Here is a 17526-nt window from a genome sequence, read left to right as displayed (position 1 = left end):
AAAAGCTTCCAAATAAGGACTTTTAAGTTTCAAATCGATCAACTCACATCGATTTTCAACAAAAAGTAAAAAGTGATTTAAATAAACACCCTCTTATCAATGAAAAAATATCCATTATCATGAACCCATATTCGAGGTACGCATGGTTGTCGATGCTAGTGCATCCTCATCTGTCATCACATAAAGAGGATATAAACGTGTCCCATCAAATCATTACCGATCTAAATAACCGTTACACTGCAAAAAAATATGATGAAACCAAGCGCGTTTCTCAAGAAGACATGGCGATAATCAAAGAAGCACTGCGTTTGTCGGCGTCTTCTATCAACTCACAACCATGGAAATTCATCGTTATTGAAAGTGATGAAGCGAAGCAACGTTTCCACAATACGTTTGCAAATATGCACCAGTTTAACCAACCACACGCGAAAGCCGCATCACATACGATTCTGTTTGCTTACGATCCTAAATTTACTAAAGAGAAATTTGCGAAGCGTGTGGATGCAGAAGTAACATCTGGCCACTTGCCAGCGGAGATGTACAACAACTTTATGGGTGCTTACGCTTTTGCCGATGCAAATACGGACGAAAATGGCTTCAACGGAAACTGGACAAAAGCACAAGTCTATTTGGCACTAGGCAACCTACTACACACATTGGCACGACTTGGCATTGATTCAACACCGATGGAAGGTGTCGATCCGGCTCTGATTGGAGAAGAGTTTAAAGAAGAGCTCGAGGGCCATATTTGTGAAGTTGCGCTAGCGATTGGCTACCATAAAGATGGGGAAGATTATAATCATGGTCTTCCAAAAGCGCGCCTTGCAATGGATGAGGTAATTACGACTCTATAGTCGACCATTGTCTTAGCTTAGCGACTTAACTCATTGTTTAAACTAAAAAGAGCCGCATTAATGTGCGGCTCTTTTTTACTTGGTTCTGCGTCAACTTTACGCAACTTGCTCTGACTTAAAATTACCAAGCAATGCATCGTAAAGCTCATTGTCGCTTAACACACCAACCAGCTTATTATCTTCAACCATAAGCAGAGGCTGATTGCTACGCTGCTTAAGTTCAATCGCTTCTCGCATACTGATTTCTGGGCTAACCTGAACCAGAGAATTTTCATTAACTTCGTCAAGGTTCGAAGAATCGCTCTTCCATTGAATCAACGATTTACCTTTATCCGCTAAACTTAACCCCTTGCTCTCTTGTATCACCCAAATATCTTTATCAGGGCAAATCAGAACACGCGTATCTTCGCGAACCAAATCGTCACGCATTAAGGAACGTCCCTTCAGCACATTTAATGGATTAGTGTGAGCAACAAAGTCCGCCACATAATCGTTTTCTGGAGCAAGAATGATCTGTTCTGGCTTGCCATGTTGAATCAGCTTTCCTGATTCCATAATGGCGATGTTGTTGCCGATTTTAAGCGCCTCATCCAAGTCGTGACTCACAAAAAGAATGGTTTTGTTTAGCTTTTCTTGAAGCAGAATCAATTCATCTTGAAGCTGAGCACGAATCAATGGATCAAGTGCTGAAAACGGTTCATCCATTAACAAGATATCAGTGTCCATCGCAAACGCTCGCGCTAGGCCAACACGCTGCTGCATACCACCAGAAAGCTCGTGCGGGAATTTGGTTTCCCACTCAGATAAACCGACCATTTCGAGCTGTTCACGCGCCTTTTTACGACGCTCCGCTTTACCAATGCCTTGCATCTCTAGACCAAACGCTACATTGTCTAACACCGTTAACCAAGGCATCAATGCAAACTTCTGAAACACCATGGACACGCGGTGCGTACGAAGGTGGCGCAGTTTCTGTTCGTCACAGTTAGAGAGCTCAACCATGTCGTCGCCGTCTTTAATTTTCAGAGAGCCACGAGAAATATCGTTCAATCCGTTAACCGTTCGCAGCAAACTTGATTTACCCGAGCCTGAAAGCCCCATCAAGACACAGATCTCACCCTGTTTCACGTTCAGCGAAACATTATCAACCCCAACCACTTGGCCAGTTTCATCAATGATTTCTTGTCGAGACTTCCCTTGATCTAGTAGTGCTAGCGCCTGTGCTTGTTGCTGACCAAAAACGACATCAAGATTTTTAATAGTAATAGCGTCCATGATTATGCCTCCTTCTGGTTTGGTGCTTTACACAAGCGATCAAGAATGATGGCAACGAGTACAATCGCTAAACCAGCTTCAAAACCTTGCGAGATGTTTACCGTATTCAGTGCGCGTACGACTGGTTTACCAAGTCCATCAGCACCAACAAGCGCCGCAATGACTACCATAGACAGAGACAACATAATGCACTGCGTAACGCCAGCCATAATACTTGGCAATGCCGCAGGTAACTCCACCTTAAACAGTAGCTTCATGCGGCTGGCACCAAATGCTTTACCCGCTTCAAGTAGCTCCTCCGGCACTTTAATAATGCCGAGGTACGTCAATCGAATGGGTGCAGCGATAGCGAAAATGATGGTCGAGATTAGACCAGGGACAATACCTAAGCCAAACAGAACCAAGGTTGGAATTAGGTAAACGAATGTCGGTACGGTCTGCATTAAATCGAGTATTGGCCGCAACAAGGTGTATAACCAAGGACGGTGCGCCGCCATAATGCCCAACGGCACGCCAATTAATACGGAAATCGTTGTCGCTGCAAACACAAGGACAAAGGTTTCCAGCATTTCTTGCCAGTAACCAAGGTTGAGAATTGCGAGTAAGGCCAACACGATAAATACGACAAGAGGAATGCTGCGATGTAAGAACCAAGCAATTGCCGCCGTCATAATGATTGGCGCTGCAGGTGGCATCCATTTAAAAATGTCCACCACGAAAAGAATGATCGTTTCAAGTGTAATAGAGATTGCATCGAAAAAACCCGATGCATTGATGGTTAACCAATCGACGCCAGTTTCCATCCATTGGCCCAACGGTAGTTTGTTGTCCGTAATAAAATTCAAAATAAAACCTTTGTGTTAATGAAGCGGGCAAAACTGCCCACTTTCTTTTAAAAAAACGAGCTCAAATACTGCTTATTAAGCGTTTGTTTTTAAGTAGTTTGTAATAGCTGTTAGCGCATCTTGGCCATCCACCGTTTTCACGCCTTCTAGCCACGCTGCAATTTGCTCTTGGTTTGCATTCAACCATGCTTGCGCTGCTTTTGATGGCTTCTGTTTCTGGTTAAGAATCGCTTCCATCAGTTCATTTTCCATTTCTAGGTTAAACTCTAGATTTTTCACTAGCTGACCTACATTTGGACACTCAGCGAGGTAATTTTTACGTACGTTTGTGTAGACGTTCGCGCCGCCGTAGTTAGGACCGAAGAAGTCATCACCACCCGCTAGATATTCCATTTCAACGTTACTATTCATTGGGTGCGGCGCCCAACCTAGGTACACAATCCATTGATTGCGGCGTGCGGCACGTGATACTTGAGACACCATGCCAGCTTCACTGGACTCAACTAGGCTGAAATCTTTTAGGCCGAATGCGTTGCTATCAATCATTGACTGAATTAAGCGGTTGCCATCGTTTCCTGGTTCAATGCCGTAAATGCGGTCTTTAAATTTGTCGGCATGTTTTACTAGGTCAGCGAAGTTGGTTACGCCTGCGTCATAAACGTATTTTGGAACCGCTAGCGTGTACTTTGCGCCAACGAGGTTCGCGCGTACGGTTTCAACAGTACCTGCATCACGGTATTTCGCGATATCACCTTCCATCGTTGGCATCCAGTTACCCAGGAAAATGTCGATATCGCCATTAGCCATAGAGGAGTAAGTTACAGGCACAGACAGAAGATCGGTCTTCGTTTTGTACCCCAACCCTTTAAGTAACTCTGATGTAACGGCAGTGGTCGCTGTGATGTCAGTCCAACCTACATCTGCGAAACGAACCGTTTCACATTGGTTGGCGTAAGCGCCTGTTGCTAAAGTACTTAGTGCAATTGTTGAGAAGATTTTTGTCATCTTAGACATGTTGAATTCCTTGTAATGATTACTGACTTTTTCATTTTATGAGATCGAATCGAGATCTCTTTTTGGCGGATGCATTCGTTGCATCTCTTGCCAGTCCGGTGCAATCCAAACTGGTACGTTGTTCGACGTTTCTAGGGCGTTATCCAAAATCATATCCGCGGCGCGTTCTGCCACCATAATCGTTGGCGCATTTAAATTACCGTTCGGAATGGTTGGGAAAATAGAAGAGTCCACCACACGCAAGCCTTGAATACCGCGTACTTGGCATCGCTCATTTAAGACGGCTAATGGGTCATTATCTGCGCCCATTTTGCAGGTACAAGATGGATGGTAAGCACTCTCGACGTTTTGCTTCACCCATTCATCAATCTGTTCATCCGTTGTGATGTTCAGACCGGGTTGGATCTCATCCCCACGAAACTCATCCATGGCTGGCTGATTGAGGATCTCGCGAGTAAGGCGAATACAATCACGCCAATCCTGCTTATCTTGTTCAGTGGAAATGTAGTTAAACTCAATCTTCGGCTTATCATTCGGATTCGCAGAGACAACTTCGACCGACCCGCGACTTTCTGGCTTGTTAGGTCCAACGTGCACTTGGAAACCATGACCATCAAAAGCAGCTTGCCCGTCATAACGCATTGCCGCTGGCAAGAAGTGATATTGAATATTTGGCCACTTTAGCCCTTCTCGAGAGCGGATAAACGCACACGATTCAAAGTGGTTAGTAGCACCAAGGCCTTTGCGAGTTAATATCCACTCAGTACCAATCAAGCCCTTGCTCACCAAACCTAATTTGCTGTTGAGCGTGATAGGTTGCTTACAGTGATATTGGAAGTACACTTCTAAGTGATCTTGCAGGTTTTTACCTACCCCCTCCAACGAGTGTTTCACCTCAATGCCCGCTTTTTCTAATACTGCCTTAGGGCCAATGCCTGAAAGCTGCAACAGCTGAACGGAGCCAACCGAACCCGCACTCGAAATCACTTCATTATTCGCAAAACATTGCTGAATTGAACCTGACTTTTCAAATTCAACGCCTACCGCTTTCTTTCCTTCTGAACCAGTTTCTTCTAATAAAACTCGATGAACCGTCACCCTCTTCATTAGGGTGAAGTTTTTGCGTTTTTTAGCGCGGCTTAAGTATGCATTAGAGGTCGAAGCGCGTACGCCTTTGTCGACGGTCATATGCATTGGGCCAAAGCCCTCTTGCTGATAACCGTTGTAATCTTTTGTTTCTGGGTAGCCCGCTTCTTTGCCTGCATCAATAAAAGCTTGGTACAGTGGATTGAGCTTCATATCGTTGCCGTTACATGTGCCGACTGGACCGTGATCGCCCCGATATTCATCAGCACCACCAATCCAAGACTCTGCTTTACGGAAATAAGGCAAACACGACTGATAATTCCAGCCTTTCGCGCCTTCCTCTTCCCACTGGTCAAAGTCACAAGCGTGTCCGCGAACGTAAACCATGCCGTTGATAGATGAGCTACCGCCCAGAACTTTTCCGCGAGGACAATGAAGTTGGCGACCATCCAACCCTTGCTCTTCAACCGTCTCAAACTGCCACGCGTATTTTTCAGTGTTCATCGGGTAAGAAAGCGCTGTTGGCATTTGGATAAAAATACTTTTATCCGACCCACCCGCTTCGAGTAATAGGACCGAATTTTGACCACTTTCACTTAAGCGATCCGCTAACACACAGCCGGCCGAACCCGCACCGACGATGATGTAATCGTAGTGTTGTTGCATTTTTATTCTCCTAGGAGTTAATACTAATCACCCTAGATAAGTGAACGAAATTAGCGTAGGAAAAATGCTTGAGAACAAGGCGGAAATTTTGATAAGTAGTTAACCTACAATCAAAATTGACAACGTAGTTATCGAGCATTTTAACAAGCTAAAGTGGTCAGTTATCTACTATGAGTAGTATCATTTGTAAGGGCTTTCGAAGTCGCTTAGCTGAACCAGAACACTCTTCGTTTGTGTGTAATGTTTAAGGGTTTCGACTCCGTTTTCACGGCCAACACCTGATTGCTTGTAGCCGCCAACTGGCATTTCCGCAGGTGAGTCACCCCATGTGTTCACCCAACAAATACCCGCTTGAATTTGATGGATCACACGGTGCGCACGAGATAGGTTTTGAGTAAATACACCTGCCGCTAAGCCATAATCGGTGCCATTTGCACGCGCAATCACTTCCGACTCATCGCGGAATTTCAGAACTGACATTACCGGGCCAAAGATTTCTTGTTGAACGTGGCTCATGTCATCATCGCAATCGACAAATACGGTTGGAGCAACAAAGTTACCATTGGCTAGGCCATTGTCTGTTACTTTGTAGCCGCCAGTCAGTAACGTCGCGCCACTCGCTTTCGCGGCTTCAATCGCTCCTAGAACTTTCGATTCATGATCTTTAGAGATTAGCGCGCCAATTTGCGTGTTCTCATCAAGCGGATCGCCGACGACTAACAGCTCGGTTCGGGCTTTAAGCTGTGCGATAAAGTCGTCATAAATACCTTCATGGACAAATACACGTGTACCGTGCGTACAAACCTCACCTTGGGTGTAGAAGTTCGCCACCATGGCCGCAGAAACGGCATCGTTTAACTTCGCATCATCAAAAATAATCAGTGGAGACTTACCACCAAGCTCCATCGTTACTTGTTTTAGTGTCTTAGCGCTGTCACTCATGACGACTTTACCGGTGCCTGACTCACCCGTGAATGACACTTTTGCGATATCAGGATGCGCCGTTAGCATCTGTCCTACTCGGTAATCCCCTTGCACGACATTAAATACGCCATCTGGCATGCCCGCTTCTGAATAAATTTCGGCGAGCTTAAGCGCCGTTAATGGTGTTTCTTCTGATGGCTTGAAGATCATTGCGTTGCCCGCAGCGAGTGCTGGCGCCGATTTCCACATCGCAATTTGAATTGGATAATTCCAAGCACCAATACCCGCGCAAATGCCCAATGGCTCACGACGTGTATAGAAAAACTGATCGTCGCTGAGTGGCTGCTGTTCACCTTGTAGACTTGGAGCAAGGCCCGCGTAGTACTCAAGAACATCGGCACCTGTTGTGACATCAACCGCGATAGCTTCTTGAATTGGCTTACCAGTATCTGACACTTCCAATGCAGCCAGCTCGTCATTACGCTCACGTAAAATGGCAACGGCTTTGTGTAAAATACGGCTGCGCTCAATCGCAGTCATCGCCGACCATGCAGCAAAACCTTTTTTTGCCGATTCAATCGCTGCTTGAAGATCGTCTTGGTTCGCTTGTTTAATGTTGGCCAATGGCTCACCATTCGCCGGATTGTAAGTGGTGAAGTGTTCATCTGAACACCCGTCGTACATCGCACCATTGATATAGTGTGCTTTCATTTCCATTTTGAAGACCTGTAACTTTTATATTTTTTCAGAATAAAACGTAAGTTGTTTTTCGAGATAATCGTTGATGATGATTCTCGCTCTTTCTGCATCAATGCCTTGCGGGTTGAGCGTTCCGCGCAGCCAAATTCCATCAATAAGTGATGCAATACCATGAGCAACCAATTCAGCCTGCTCTGCATTTAATAATGCTTTGAGTTCTTTTCTTAGGTGGGACAATAGACGTCGTTCGTTGACACGCTGTAAACGCTTGAGCTGCTCGTCATGCATTGAGTACGACCAAAACGCCAGCCAAGTCTTAGCAACTTGGTTTTCTGCCTGATAGCCGACAAAGTTACCATCAATGATGGCGTTAATTCTTTGGTGATGAGCATCACTTGGCAGCTCACGTAACTTCTGTGTGATAGTGGACGAAAGCTGACGCAAGATTTCTCGCATCGTTTCCTCCAGCAATCCGTGCTTACCACCGAAATAGTGGTTGATAATCCCCGTTGATACACCGGCTTCTTTGCTGATTAACGAAATACTCGCCGCGTGTAAACCGACTCTATCAATCACTGACATTGTCGCTTTCACAAGCTGCGGTTTTCTGATTTCAGGCATCCCCACCTTTGGCATTTTGCGTCCCTGTTATTTTTAATTGAACGGTTAGTTAAATATAAAATGCCTGAAAATTAATTCGAACTCAAATTATTTTTAAAGAAAAATGTTAGTAAAAAAGGATGAAAAGTTGAGGGTGTACGAAAAATTGCTCGGTAAGAACTTGTCGGGATAACTAGATTTCAGTTTAAGAACAAACAAATGAAGCAAGTAAAATCAAACACTTAAATGTCAATCCATTTTTAAAACGATGATGAACGAGTTGATTTTTGAACAACAAAAATCTGTGCCACAAAAAATTTATATCGACCACTAATCATTTCACCTGTACATGGTTTGTTTGTACAAAGAATAGACACACTAGTTTGTTATAGTTTTGTAGACACAAGTGGCATTCGTACTTTGAAGGTGAAGGAGGCAAAAAGAGAGGTTATATTGAACGCCATGAATATGCGATTCGATATCCTTAAGCCATTTTTAAGTAATATCGCCAAGTGACTTTAAGATGTTAGATTCAGCGTTTTATATTCGAAGCAAGGATCTCAAAGTCACTTGGCTATCAAAGTAAATGGGAGGGATAAGTTCAGATTCATCGTGCGATGAGCCTGAACTTTTGATTTCTGTTACGCTAGCGAGCGACCTTTCACGCAGTTGCGTCCGTTCGCTTTCGCTTGATAAAGCAATTTATCGGCCTGATCGCAAAGTGATTTAAAATTCATCTCATTATCTTCAGTGGTAACGACTCCAAAACTACAGGTCACTCTCACTTCTTCTTTCTGTTCCGTAACAAAGCAATGTAGGGATAAAGCGCTACGTAAACGTTCGGCAGTAATAAGAGCGTTTTCATGGTCTGTATTGGGCATAACAACAACAAACTCTTCACCACCAAAGCGAGCAACAATGTCGTTCTCACGTACAGTTTCCTCCAACACTTTGGCAACGCCCGTTAGTACGGTATCTCCAAACACATGCCCATAGGTATCATTTACCTGCTTGAAATAATCCACATCGATTAACGCTAAAGTTACTGGCCCCGATTGTGGTTTATTTGGCACCATTTTCTGTTTATCGAGTTTGCTATCTACCCATTTATTTAAAGCTAGATAACCGTACTTGACTTGCTCGACTTGCTCAAAAACAAAGTGTTGTATCTTTTCTTGCTTAGATTGAGGTACCGGTTTCTCTTTTCGCTCACGCCTCACTTCTACTGGCTTAGTGAACCAGTCCTCTAAAAAACGGCGATTGAACAACCCTGTCAATGTGTCTGTCTTTGCGAGGCGACGCATTCTCAAACGCGAGCGATTGACGACGAGAAATACTACCGCCATCAAAAATAGAACACCGATGAGCGCAAGTAGCGCTTCACCCAATAAGTAAAAAGTACGACGGTTATTTTCTAGCTCCATACGCTGCAACACATTGTTCCAATTGAGATCTTCGTTCTCATATTCAAGTCGTTCCAACTCAAATAACGTCTGCTGGCGCTCAAGATTTTCAACTTCTCTTTGATTGCTAAATTGGATAAATTTATCGTGATAGTTACCGTAAGTTTCGAATGCTAGTTTAAAGTCATTGCTTCCCGCATAGGCCATAGCGGCGACTTTTAGTAGCTCCATTTGCTGTTGCTTGACGTATCGACTCTCTATAATCTCCGGCAGCATTGGCGCGATCATCGCTAAAAGTATTTCAAATTGCTGCTGCTCTAACATATATTCGGCTTGTAACAACTTAAATGTTGCCAAATACGCGCTAGACGTTTCTCTGTACTGTAAATTCTCCGCCAGCTTCAAGTGGTTAACCATCTTCTTTTCTTGTTTCGTCTCGCGATATAAAGCTGCAAGTTCAAGGTTAACTCGAAATCTAAAGCGTCCATCACCGATAATTTGAGCCAGCTTTAACGCTCGCTGATATGACGCTATCGCCTCTTCGTATTGGAACTGTGCTTTATGAAGTTTCGCTATCGTCAAAACGCTCAACAACTCATTGAACGACATACGCCTATCCCTAAAATAGCGATATGCTTGTTCCAAAAGCGCCTCAGATCGGTCGTAACCCTGAATTTTGACAAGTACGTCACCTAGCTCTAGTGCTGCACGTTCGACCAGCCCGTGAACACCTGAAGATTCAGCCGCATCCATGGACGACATAAGTGCAGCATAGGATTTTTTAAACTCACCTTGCTCATCGTAATAGCGTCCTTTTAGCAACAGGATTTCTGATTCAAGTTGCTTATCACCATTCTCACGCGATGTTTCCAACAAGCTATCCAACGCAGAAAGCGCGGTATCGATATCGCTCTTTCCAACCATAGTTCGCATCTGAATCAACTTAAACAGGAGATACTCATGGCTCTGTGGACGTACAAGCTCCAATCCTTTTTGAACGACACTCTGACTCTCTTCTACGCGCCCTAGCAGCTCTAAAACCGTGGCCTTGGCAAGCCAGTAACGCACCAACAGCGCTGTTGGTTGGTTTTGTAGTAAAGACTCTTCTTCTAACGCTTCAATCAAAGCTAAAGAACTCTGAGGTAATGCGTAAATTTGATTTTCGATGCCTTCTAACGACTGTAAAAACTTACCTTCCTGTTCCACCTTTTCTGTGGAGGCCTGAACAGAAAAACACAGACACCCCAATAATAGCGGCATCGTCCTAAGCGAATGAAATAGTGACATTATTGCTCTTCCCTAATGGGTAGTTACTTCAGTGTAATTGAGAATTCTGATTATTTATTATTAAGACAACTGAAGGTTATTCAGTCAGCCTCATATTCCCATGTATTTTGCGCTGAATAATAAATCACCATCTTTAGATGCCGAAATAGTTTTCGGTTACAATATGACCAATAAGAATGTTTTTTACACACCAAGAATAACGATCTCGTTAGTGAGACAAAAGATCGTCTTAGTTGTGAGTTAATACATTTACATGACAAGCAATATAGAACTAGCCATTCACATTAGAAATAGAATAAATTTTTATACCGTTCGATGAGATAACAGTCGACCATGCATCCAATACATTTTTCAGATAGAAGCAATAAAAGAAAGAAGAAAGTGGAAGGAAGCGGACAATCAAACTCGCTCCCCTTTTTTATGTTGCAGAGGGGGTTACATTCGCATTCCGCCATCGACTTCGAACACTCGTCCGGTCACGAATTCGTTGGTTAACACGTATTTTATGGTCGATGAAATTTCATCCGCCAAACCTAAACGTCCAACCGGAATCATTCCGATTAAACGTTCCATCGCTTCAGGTTTTATTTGGTCTGTCATGGCAGTTTTGATGACACCCGGAGCAATCGCCACTGAGCGAATTCCGAAACGCCCTAACTCTTTCGCCCACACCGTTGCCATGGTGGCTACCGCCGCTTTAGATGCTGAATAGTTGGTTTGACCAATATTCCCGGCACGCGCAACGCTGGATATGTTGATCAGAACCCCTTTGCTATCGGTGTTCAGCATTACCTTGCTCGCTTCACGGCCACACAGGAAAGTGCCTGTTACATTCACATCTAGAACAGACTGAAATTGTTCCAGCGACATCGTGTTAACCTGACCATCTTTGACTTTAATGAACATACCATCACGCATAATACCTGCGTTATTGATAACGCCATTGAGCTGCTTGAAATCTGCCTCAATTTGCTCAAAAGCAGTGCACACCTGCTGTTCGTCAGTCACGTTCGTCACATAAAAACGAGCGGTAACGCCGAGAGATTCACATTCCGCTTTCGTTTCAGCCAGTTGCTCTGAATTGAGGTCGATAAGCGCAAGATGAACGCCATTTTCCGCCAGTGACAGTGCCATTTGTTTACCCAGCCCCTGCCCTGCCCCCGTGATCGCAATGACCTTATTTGCTAACTCCATAAGCGCTCCTTAGGCCTGATTTTGCTTTTGGTAGAACTCAAACAAGCTTGAAAAATCTTTTTGCCCGTTGCCCTGACCGTTGTGAAAATTAAACAGATTACGAGCCAAGCTGCCCATTGGCGTTGATGTTTGACTGGCAACCGCCGCTTCCATCGCAAGACCCAGATCTTTAGCCATTAACTGGCTCATAAAGCCGCCTTGATAACCATGGCTTGCAGGCGTATTTTCCATCACACTTGGACAAGGGTTATAAAGCTCTAGCGCCCAGTTACGCCCTGAACTTTGCAACATGATGTCGGAAAGCACTTTGGGATCGAGTCCGTTTTCCATCCCTAAATTGAGTGCTTCACAGGTGCCGCTCATCAAAATGCCCAACATCATGTTATTGCAGATCTTCGCGACCTGACCAGCTCCAACATCGCCCGCATGGAAGATGTTTTTACCCATGTGGCTAAGCACCGCTTTGGCTTGAACAAAGTTCTCTTGTGAGCCGCCAACAATGAAAGTTAACGTACCTGCTGCTGCGCCCGCAACGCCACCAGATACTGGTGCATCAACAAAACTGATACCAAGTTGCGATGCTTTTTCGCCAACCAAACGAGCAGTCGCCGGATCGATGGTGGATGAATCAATCAGCAAGGTGCCTGATTCGACGCTATCTAAGATGCCATCTTGACCAAGATAAACGCTTTGAACGTGTTGGCTCGCTGGCAGCATAGTGACAACCACCTCCACACCTTGTACTGCCTGCTGAACGGAATCGGCACTTGAAGCGCCCAATGCGGTCAACTCCTCAACTGCGCTTGGGTTCAAATCAAATACTTCGACATTCAAGCCCGCTTTGAGTAGATTCTTAGCCATAGGCGCGCCCATGTTACCAAGGCCAATAAATGCAATTTTGTCCATATCGTATTTCTTCCTTGTACTAAAGTGCCGCTATAGCTACCGACGATGCGGTCAGTGGGTATTCTGCTGAGTCAATTGGCGAGAAGAAGCGCTCCAAAACTTGTGGCGTTACGTCAGAAACCGTGCGATGTTGCCAAGTCGGTTGATTGGTTTTATCAATAATCAGCGCACGAACCCCTTCTCTAAAATCACCTTCTAAGCCACAACGTAGTGTTAGGTTAAACTCCATATCAAAACACGCTTTCAAAGAGAGATTTTGATACTGCGTTAACTGCTGATAAGTGATACTGAGCGACAACGGACTGCCATAGTTCAGTGACTTCTGCGCATTGACGAACCACTTGTTATCAACGTTAGCACTGCTGATTGCGTCAACAATTGACGCTAAGTCACCCGAACATAACTGCTCAATCAATTCCGCATAGGGCATCAACATCCCTTCGCTTGGCTCGTCCACGTGTACCGAACGCAGCGTAGTAGCGATTTTTTCGTTGATGTTCGCTTCACCTTTCCAACTTATCGATGCAAGCAGATCCAGCAGCACTTGCTTGTTTTCTGGCTGTGCAATCCATTGGTTTAACCCCAACGCTTTCATATCTGTTGCGTTAATTTGGCAAGCCGTCAAACTTAAGAACAGTGCCAAATGTTTTGGCAACTGGTTTAGGAAGTACGTCGCGCCTACATCTGGGTAAAGGCCAATTTTAATCTCTGGCATTGCAAAGCGTGTGGTCGTTTCTGCAACGCGATGGCTAGCACCCATAAATAAGCCCACACCGCCGCCCATCAAATAACCATGTCCCCACGCGATGATCGGTTTTGGATAAGTATGAATAAGATGGTCACAGCGATATTCGAGGTCAAAGAAGGTTTCCATCGCTGAAAACGCAGAATCAAAGTCTTGCTCTTTGTTTTCAAGTGCACGGTAGATCGCTTGAATATCACCACCAGCACAAAACGCTTTTTCACCTTGAGCATGCAAGAATACCGCGATGACGCTGTCGTCCGTTTGCCATTCATTAAGCTGTTTGTACAACTTCTCAATCATCACGTAACTCAACGCGTTGAGAGCTGCTGGGTTATCAAGCTCTAGCACACCAATAACAGAGCCATCAGCGCACTCAAGTTTTGAAACATTTACTGTACCTGTCATTTGGCCTCCGCTAGCTGTTTGTCCATTGTGGCTTGCGCTTTTGCAAAAACGCATTCACACCCTCAGTCTGATCTTGTGTATTGAACAGCTGTAAAAACAGTTCACGCTCCAAAACCAATCCAGCTGCATGAGTTTGGCTGCGTCGACCTTGAATGAGCGTTTTGCACGCAGACACAGATTTCGGTGATTGACCTGCAACACGCTGTGCTAGCTCCATAGCCGCTTCGAGTGCTTGACCTTTCGCCACCACCTCTTCGACTAACCCAATTTTTTCCGCTCGCTCGGCCGTCACACGCTCGCCACACAGGATCATACGCTTCGCCCAACCTTCACCTACCAACGCGGTCAGGTTTTGCGTCCCACCCGCACACGGCAACAAACCTACCGATGCTTCAGGAAGTGCCATTTGTACTTGTTCTTCTGCGATACGAATGTCACACGCCATCGCCACTTCCAGACCGCCGCCCATCGCATAGCCATTAATCGCTGCGATAGAAACCCCATCGAATGCAGACAGCGCTTCAAACGCTTCACCAAATGCGAACGCCATGTCTGCTGCTTGTGATTTATCACCCGATGCAAAGTTATTAAGATCTGCTCCAGCAGAAAAGAATTTCTCGCCTTCGCCTGTTAAAACCAACGCATAAATAGAGCGATCATTGCTAAGTTCAATCGCCAACTCTTTTAGCTGATTCAAAGACTCAAGCGTCCAAGTGTTCGCTGGCGGATTACTAATCGTGAGCTTGGCAATATGCGCTTCGCGCTCTAATTTGATTTGTGCCGTCATAATCTTTCAGTCCTTTTTAATTTCTTTAGGTAAGGCTGTGTCTCGCTGACTAAAGCAGCTCAACGCCTTCCGTTAGTAATCGTCTTGCGACGATCAGACGCATGATTTCGTTGGTACCTTCAAGAATTTGGTGAACACGAACGTCTCGGAAATGGCGCTCGACTGGATATTCTTTGATGTAGCCATAGCCACCGTGAATTTGCAGCGCCTGATCGCAGACTTTAAAGCCCACATCAGTAGCAAAGCGTTTTGCCATGGCACAGTACGCACTTTTTTCTGCGTGCTGGGCATCGAGTTTAGCGGCAGCGAGTCGCACCATTTGACGCGCAGCGACCAGCTCAGTCGCCATATCAGCAAGCTTGAACTGCAACGCTTGAAATTGCGCCAGTGAACGGCCGAACTGTTTGCGTTCGTTCATATATTGCTTGGCTTCGTTCAGTGCTTGTTGCGCAGTACCGACGGAACAAGTAGCGATATTGATTCGACCACCATCAAGGCCAAGCATGGCGAACTTAAAGCCCTCTCCCTCTTCACCCAACAGATAGTCAGCCGGAATGCGGACATTTTCGAAGGTAATCATGCGAGTTGGCTGGCAGTTCCAACCCATTTTGGCTTCTTTTTTACCGTAGCTAATGCCTTCGCAATCAGCAGGAACAACGAATGCAGAAACGCCACCCGCTCCTTCACCACACGAACGCGCCATCACGACGAGAACATCTGTATCACCCGCACCCGAGATAAACACTTTTGCTCCATTGAGGACAAACTCATCGCCATCACGCACTGCGCTAGTCGTTAGAGAAGCGGCGTCAGAGCCGGCATTAGGTTCGGTTAAACAGTAGGAAGCGAGCTTTTCACCCGAAATTAGATCCGCGCTAAATTGCTGCGCCACTTCGGCTTTGGCAAAGCTGGTTATCATCCACGTCGCCATGTTGTGAATGGTCATAAACGCAGTAGTCGCGGTACAACCCATAGCCAACTGCTCGAAAATGATCGCCGCATCCAAACGAGATAACCCCAAGCCACCATGCTCTGGCGGCGTATAGATGCTCAGAAAACCAAGTTCACCTGCTTGACGCAGTACGTCTTTAGGGAAATGATGGTTTTCATCCCACTCGGCCGCATGAGGCGCTAACATTTGGTCTGCAAACTGCTTTGCTACTTCGGCAAACGCGAGTTGATCTTCGTTTAATTCAAAATCCATCTTGAAGTCCTAAGGTCTAATTCGTTGCATTTGTATCCGAGCCAAGCCCACTTAAACGGTGGCGCTTGGCTAGAGGTGTCGCTAATCCAGTAATTAGCTAAGTTGAATGGTCATGTTTGGACCGCTTGGAATGTCATCTTCAAACCAACGCGCGGTGACAGTTTTCGTCTCGGTGTAGAAGCGAACCGCTTGTTTACCGTAAGCATGCAGGTCGCCGTAGAAGCTGCCTTTCCACCCAGTAAATGAGAAAAATGGCAATGGCACTGGAATCGGCACGTTGATGCCTACGTTACCTACTTCGATATTGTGTTGATACTTTCTCGCGGCAGCGCCGTTCGCCGTGAAAATAGACGTACCATTACCAAAGCGGTTTGCATTGATCAGTTCAATCGCTTCATCTAGGTCATCCACTTCCATAGTTAACAGTACAGGCCCGAAAATTTCTTCCTGATAAATCGACATGTCTGTGGTCACGTTAGTAAACAGTGTTGGCCCCACCCAGTTACCGTTCGGGAAGCCAGGTACTTGGCAGTCTGTCCCGTCCAGAACACAATTCGCGCCTGACGCTTTGCCTTCATTAATCAGATTCACCACTCGCTGCTTCGCTTGAGGGCTAATCAGTGGACCATAACCGGCGGTTTCATCATCCCACGCGCCAGGCTGAACCTGAGCTAACGCCTCTTTAAGCTCTGGAATCCATTCTTTGGTTTCGCCGACAAATACGGCAACCGAAATCGCCATACAGCGTTGGCCTGCAGCACCAACTGACGCGCCAACTAGGTTATTGATGACTTGCTGTTTGTTTGCATCCGGCATGATGACCATGTGGTTCTTAGCACCTGCAAATGACTGCACGCGTTTCAGGTTGTCTGTACCTGTTTTGTAGATGTACTCACCAACGGGCACAGAGCCAACAAAAGAGATCGCACGAACAACTGGATCAGTCAGAATGCGGTCGACTTGCTCTTTGGTCCCGTGAACAACTTGCAATACGCCTTTTGGTGCGCCAGCTTGTTCAAACAGCTCCGCCAGTTTCATTGCCGTTAGTGGCACTTGCTCTGACGGCTTCAAAATAAAGGTGTTGCCACAAGCGATCGCCATCGGGAACATCCACAATGGGATCATCGCAGGGAAGTTAAACGGTGTAATGCCAGCACAAACGCCGAGCGGTTGAATGTAAGAGTAACCATCAATATTGGTCGCGACGTTCTCAACCGTTTCGCCCATCATTGAGCTACAAATGTTTGCAGCTTGCTCTACCACTTCAATTCCGCGCCAAATGTCACCCTTTGCATCCGCGAGGGTTTTGCCTGTCTCACTTGAAAGCAGTATCGCCAACTCATCGTGTTGCTCTTTTAGCAGATGTTGGTAACGCAACATCAATCTAGCACGCTCCGGCGCTGCAACTTCTTTCCAGCGTTTGAACGTTTCTGTTGCGCTGGTAATCGCCGCATTCATTTCCGATTCCGTGGCACAAGGTACTTGTGCAATCACTTCGTTGGTTGCCGGGTTAGTTACATCTAGCCATTGTTTTGAATCGGAGATGGCAAATTCACCACCGATATACTGCTTTACTTGTTCTGTCATGATGACATCCTTGTATTTTTCAGCTTGTTACTGACTACTGTTATG

At 45.6% G+C, this 17526-nt stretch carries 14 protein-coding genes; 1 reads left to right on the top strand and 13 read right to left on the bottom strand.

What is annotated here, in order from left to right; genetic code table 11:
* Window positions 1–197 precede the first annotated feature (197 nt).
* Window positions 198–854, top strand: a complete 657-nt coding sequence (locus tag R7R24_RS01435) for an NAD(P)H-dependent oxidoreductase (RefSeq protein ID WP_017633663.1) — start codon at window positions 198–200, stop codon at window positions 852–854.
* A gap of 96 nt (window positions 855–950) precedes the next feature.
* On the opposite strand, the gene choV is transcribed toward R7R24_RS01435, so the two are convergent.
* From choV to R7R24_RS01370, 13 genes are all read right to left on the bottom strand, one after another.
* Entirely contained in the window at window positions 951–2129 is a 1179-nt protein-coding gene (gene choV / locus R7R24_RS01430; protein WP_017633664.1) for a choline ABC transporter ATP-binding protein, read from the bottom strand.
* 2 nt (window positions 2130–2131) lie between these two features.
* Window positions 2132–2974 carry a choline ABC transporter permease subunit gene (gene choW / locus R7R24_RS01425; RefSeq protein ID WP_005392552.1) on the bottom strand — a complete coding sequence of 281 codons (843 nt, stop codon included), beginning with the start codon at window positions 2972–2974 and terminating at the stop codon, window positions 2132–2134.
* Window positions 2975–3049: 75 nt separating this feature from the next.
* Window positions 3050–3988, bottom strand: coding sequence for a choline ABC transporter substrate-binding protein (locus R7R24_RS01420; RefSeq protein ID WP_017820327.1), 939 nt, complete (start codon window positions 3986–3988; stop codon window positions 3050–3052).
* A 36-nt stretch (window positions 3989–4024) separates the two neighbouring features.
* On the bottom strand, window positions 4025–5740 hold the full coding sequence (gene betA / locus R7R24_RS01415; protein WP_005382647.1) for a choline dehydrogenase: 1716 nt from the start codon (window positions 5738–5740) through the stop codon (window positions 4025–4027).
* 180 nt (window positions 5741–5920) lie between these two features.
* The gene (gene betB / locus R7R24_RS01410) at window positions 5921–7381 is read right to left on the bottom strand and encodes a betaine-aldehyde dehydrogenase (protein WP_191115745.1); all 1461 of its coding nucleotides are present in this window, start codon (window positions 7379–7381) and stop codon (window positions 5921–5923) included.
* Window positions 7382–7399: 18 nt separating this feature from the next.
* The gene (gene betI / locus R7R24_RS01405) at window positions 7400–7999 is read right to left on the bottom strand and encodes a transcriptional regulator BetI (RefSeq protein ID WP_017820329.1); all 600 of its coding nucleotides are present in this window, start codon (window positions 7997–7999) and stop codon (window positions 7400–7402) included.
* A 605-nt stretch (window positions 8000–8604) separates the two neighbouring features.
* Complete coding sequence (locus tag R7R24_RS01400; protein ID WP_373920862.1) at window positions 8605–10626, bottom strand: diguanylate cyclase; 2022 nt, start codon at window positions 10624–10626, stop codon at window positions 8605–8607.
* A 462-nt stretch (window positions 10627–11088) separates the two neighbouring features.
* Window positions 11089–11847 (bottom strand): SDR family oxidoreductase, encoded by a 759-nt coding sequence (locus R7R24_RS01395; RefSeq protein WP_033906450.1) that lies wholly within the window; start codon window positions 11845–11847, stop codon window positions 11089–11091.
* Window positions 11848–11856: 9 nt separating this feature from the next.
* Entirely contained in the window at window positions 11857–12753 is an 897-nt protein-coding gene (gene mmsB, locus R7R24_RS01390) for a 3-hydroxyisobutyrate dehydrogenase (protein ID WP_206946536.1), read from the bottom strand.
* Between the two features lie 19 nt (window positions 12754–12772).
* Window positions 12773–13903: an enoyl-CoA hydratase/isomerase family protein gene (locus R7R24_RS01385; RefSeq protein WP_206946538.1), complete on the bottom strand. Its 1131-nt coding sequence runs from the start codon at window positions 13901–13903 to the stop codon at window positions 12773–12775.
* Between the two features lie 10 nt (window positions 13904–13913).
* Window positions 13914–14690, bottom strand: coding sequence for an enoyl-CoA hydratase (locus tag R7R24_RS01380; RefSeq protein WP_005382662.1), 777 nt, complete (start codon window positions 14688–14690; stop codon window positions 13914–13916).
* A 49-nt stretch (window positions 14691–14739) separates the two neighbouring features.
* Complete coding sequence (locus tag R7R24_RS01375) at window positions 14740–15894, bottom strand: acyl-CoA dehydrogenase family protein (RefSeq protein WP_005373226.1); 1155 nt, start codon at window positions 15892–15894, stop codon at window positions 14740–14742.
* Between the two features lie 93 nt (window positions 15895–15987).
* A complete protein-coding gene (locus tag R7R24_RS01370) occupies window positions 15988–17481 on the bottom strand; it encodes a CoA-acylating methylmalonate-semialdehyde dehydrogenase (protein ID WP_005373229.1) in 1494 nt (497 codons plus the stop codon).
* Window positions 17482–17526 lie beyond the last annotated feature (45 nt).

The sequence above is a fragment of the Vibrio sp. 704 genome, assembly GCF_033339295.1.
Note: the sequence above shows the minus strand (reverse complement) of the source record. Positions and strands in the feature narration are given on the sequence as shown.

Coding starts and splice junctions, on each gene's coding strand:
- R7R24_RS01375 (WP_005373226.1), bottom strand. CDS start 15,894: ATGGATTTTGAATTAAACGAAGATCAACTCGCGTTTGCCGAAGTAGCA.
- betA (WP_005382647.1), bottom strand. CDS start 5,740: ATGCAACAACACTACGATTACATCATCGTCGGTGCGGGTTCGGCCGGC.
- R7R24_RS01420 (WP_017820327.1), bottom strand. CDS start 3,988: ATGTCTAAGATGACAAAAATCTTCTCAACAATTGCACTAAGTACTTTA.
- R7R24_RS01385 (WP_206946538.1), bottom strand. CDS start 13,903: ATGACAGGTACAGTAAATGTTTCAAAACTTGAGTGCGCTGATGGCTCT.
- R7R24_RS01370 (WP_005373229.1), bottom strand. CDS start 17,481: ATGACAGAACAAGTAAAGCAGTATATCGGTGGTGAATTTGCCATCTCC.
- betB (WP_191115745.1), bottom strand. CDS start 7,381: ATGGAAATGAAAGCACACTATATCAATGGTGCGATGTACGACGGGTGT.
- R7R24_RS01400 (WP_373920862.1), bottom strand. CDS start 10,626: ATGCCGCTATTATTGGGGTGTCTGTGTTTTTCTGTTCAGGCCTCCACA.
- mmsB (WP_206946536.1), bottom strand. CDS start 12,753: ATGGACAAAATTGCATTTATTGGCCTTGGTAACATGGGCGCGCCTATG.
- betI (WP_017820329.1), bottom strand. CDS start 7,999: ATGCCAAAGGTGGGGATGCCTGAAATCAGAAAACCGCAGCTTGTGAAA.
- R7R24_RS01395 (WP_033906450.1), bottom strand. CDS start 11,847: ATGGAGTTAGCAAATAAGGTCATTGCGATCACGGGGGCAGGGCAGGGG.
- R7R24_RS01380 (WP_005382662.1), bottom strand. CDS start 14,690: ATGACGGCACAAATCAAATTAGAGCGCGAAGCGCATATTGCCAAGCTC.
- choV (WP_017633664.1), bottom strand. CDS start 2,129: ATGGACGCTATTACTATTAAAAATCTTGATGTCGTTTTTGGTCAGCAA.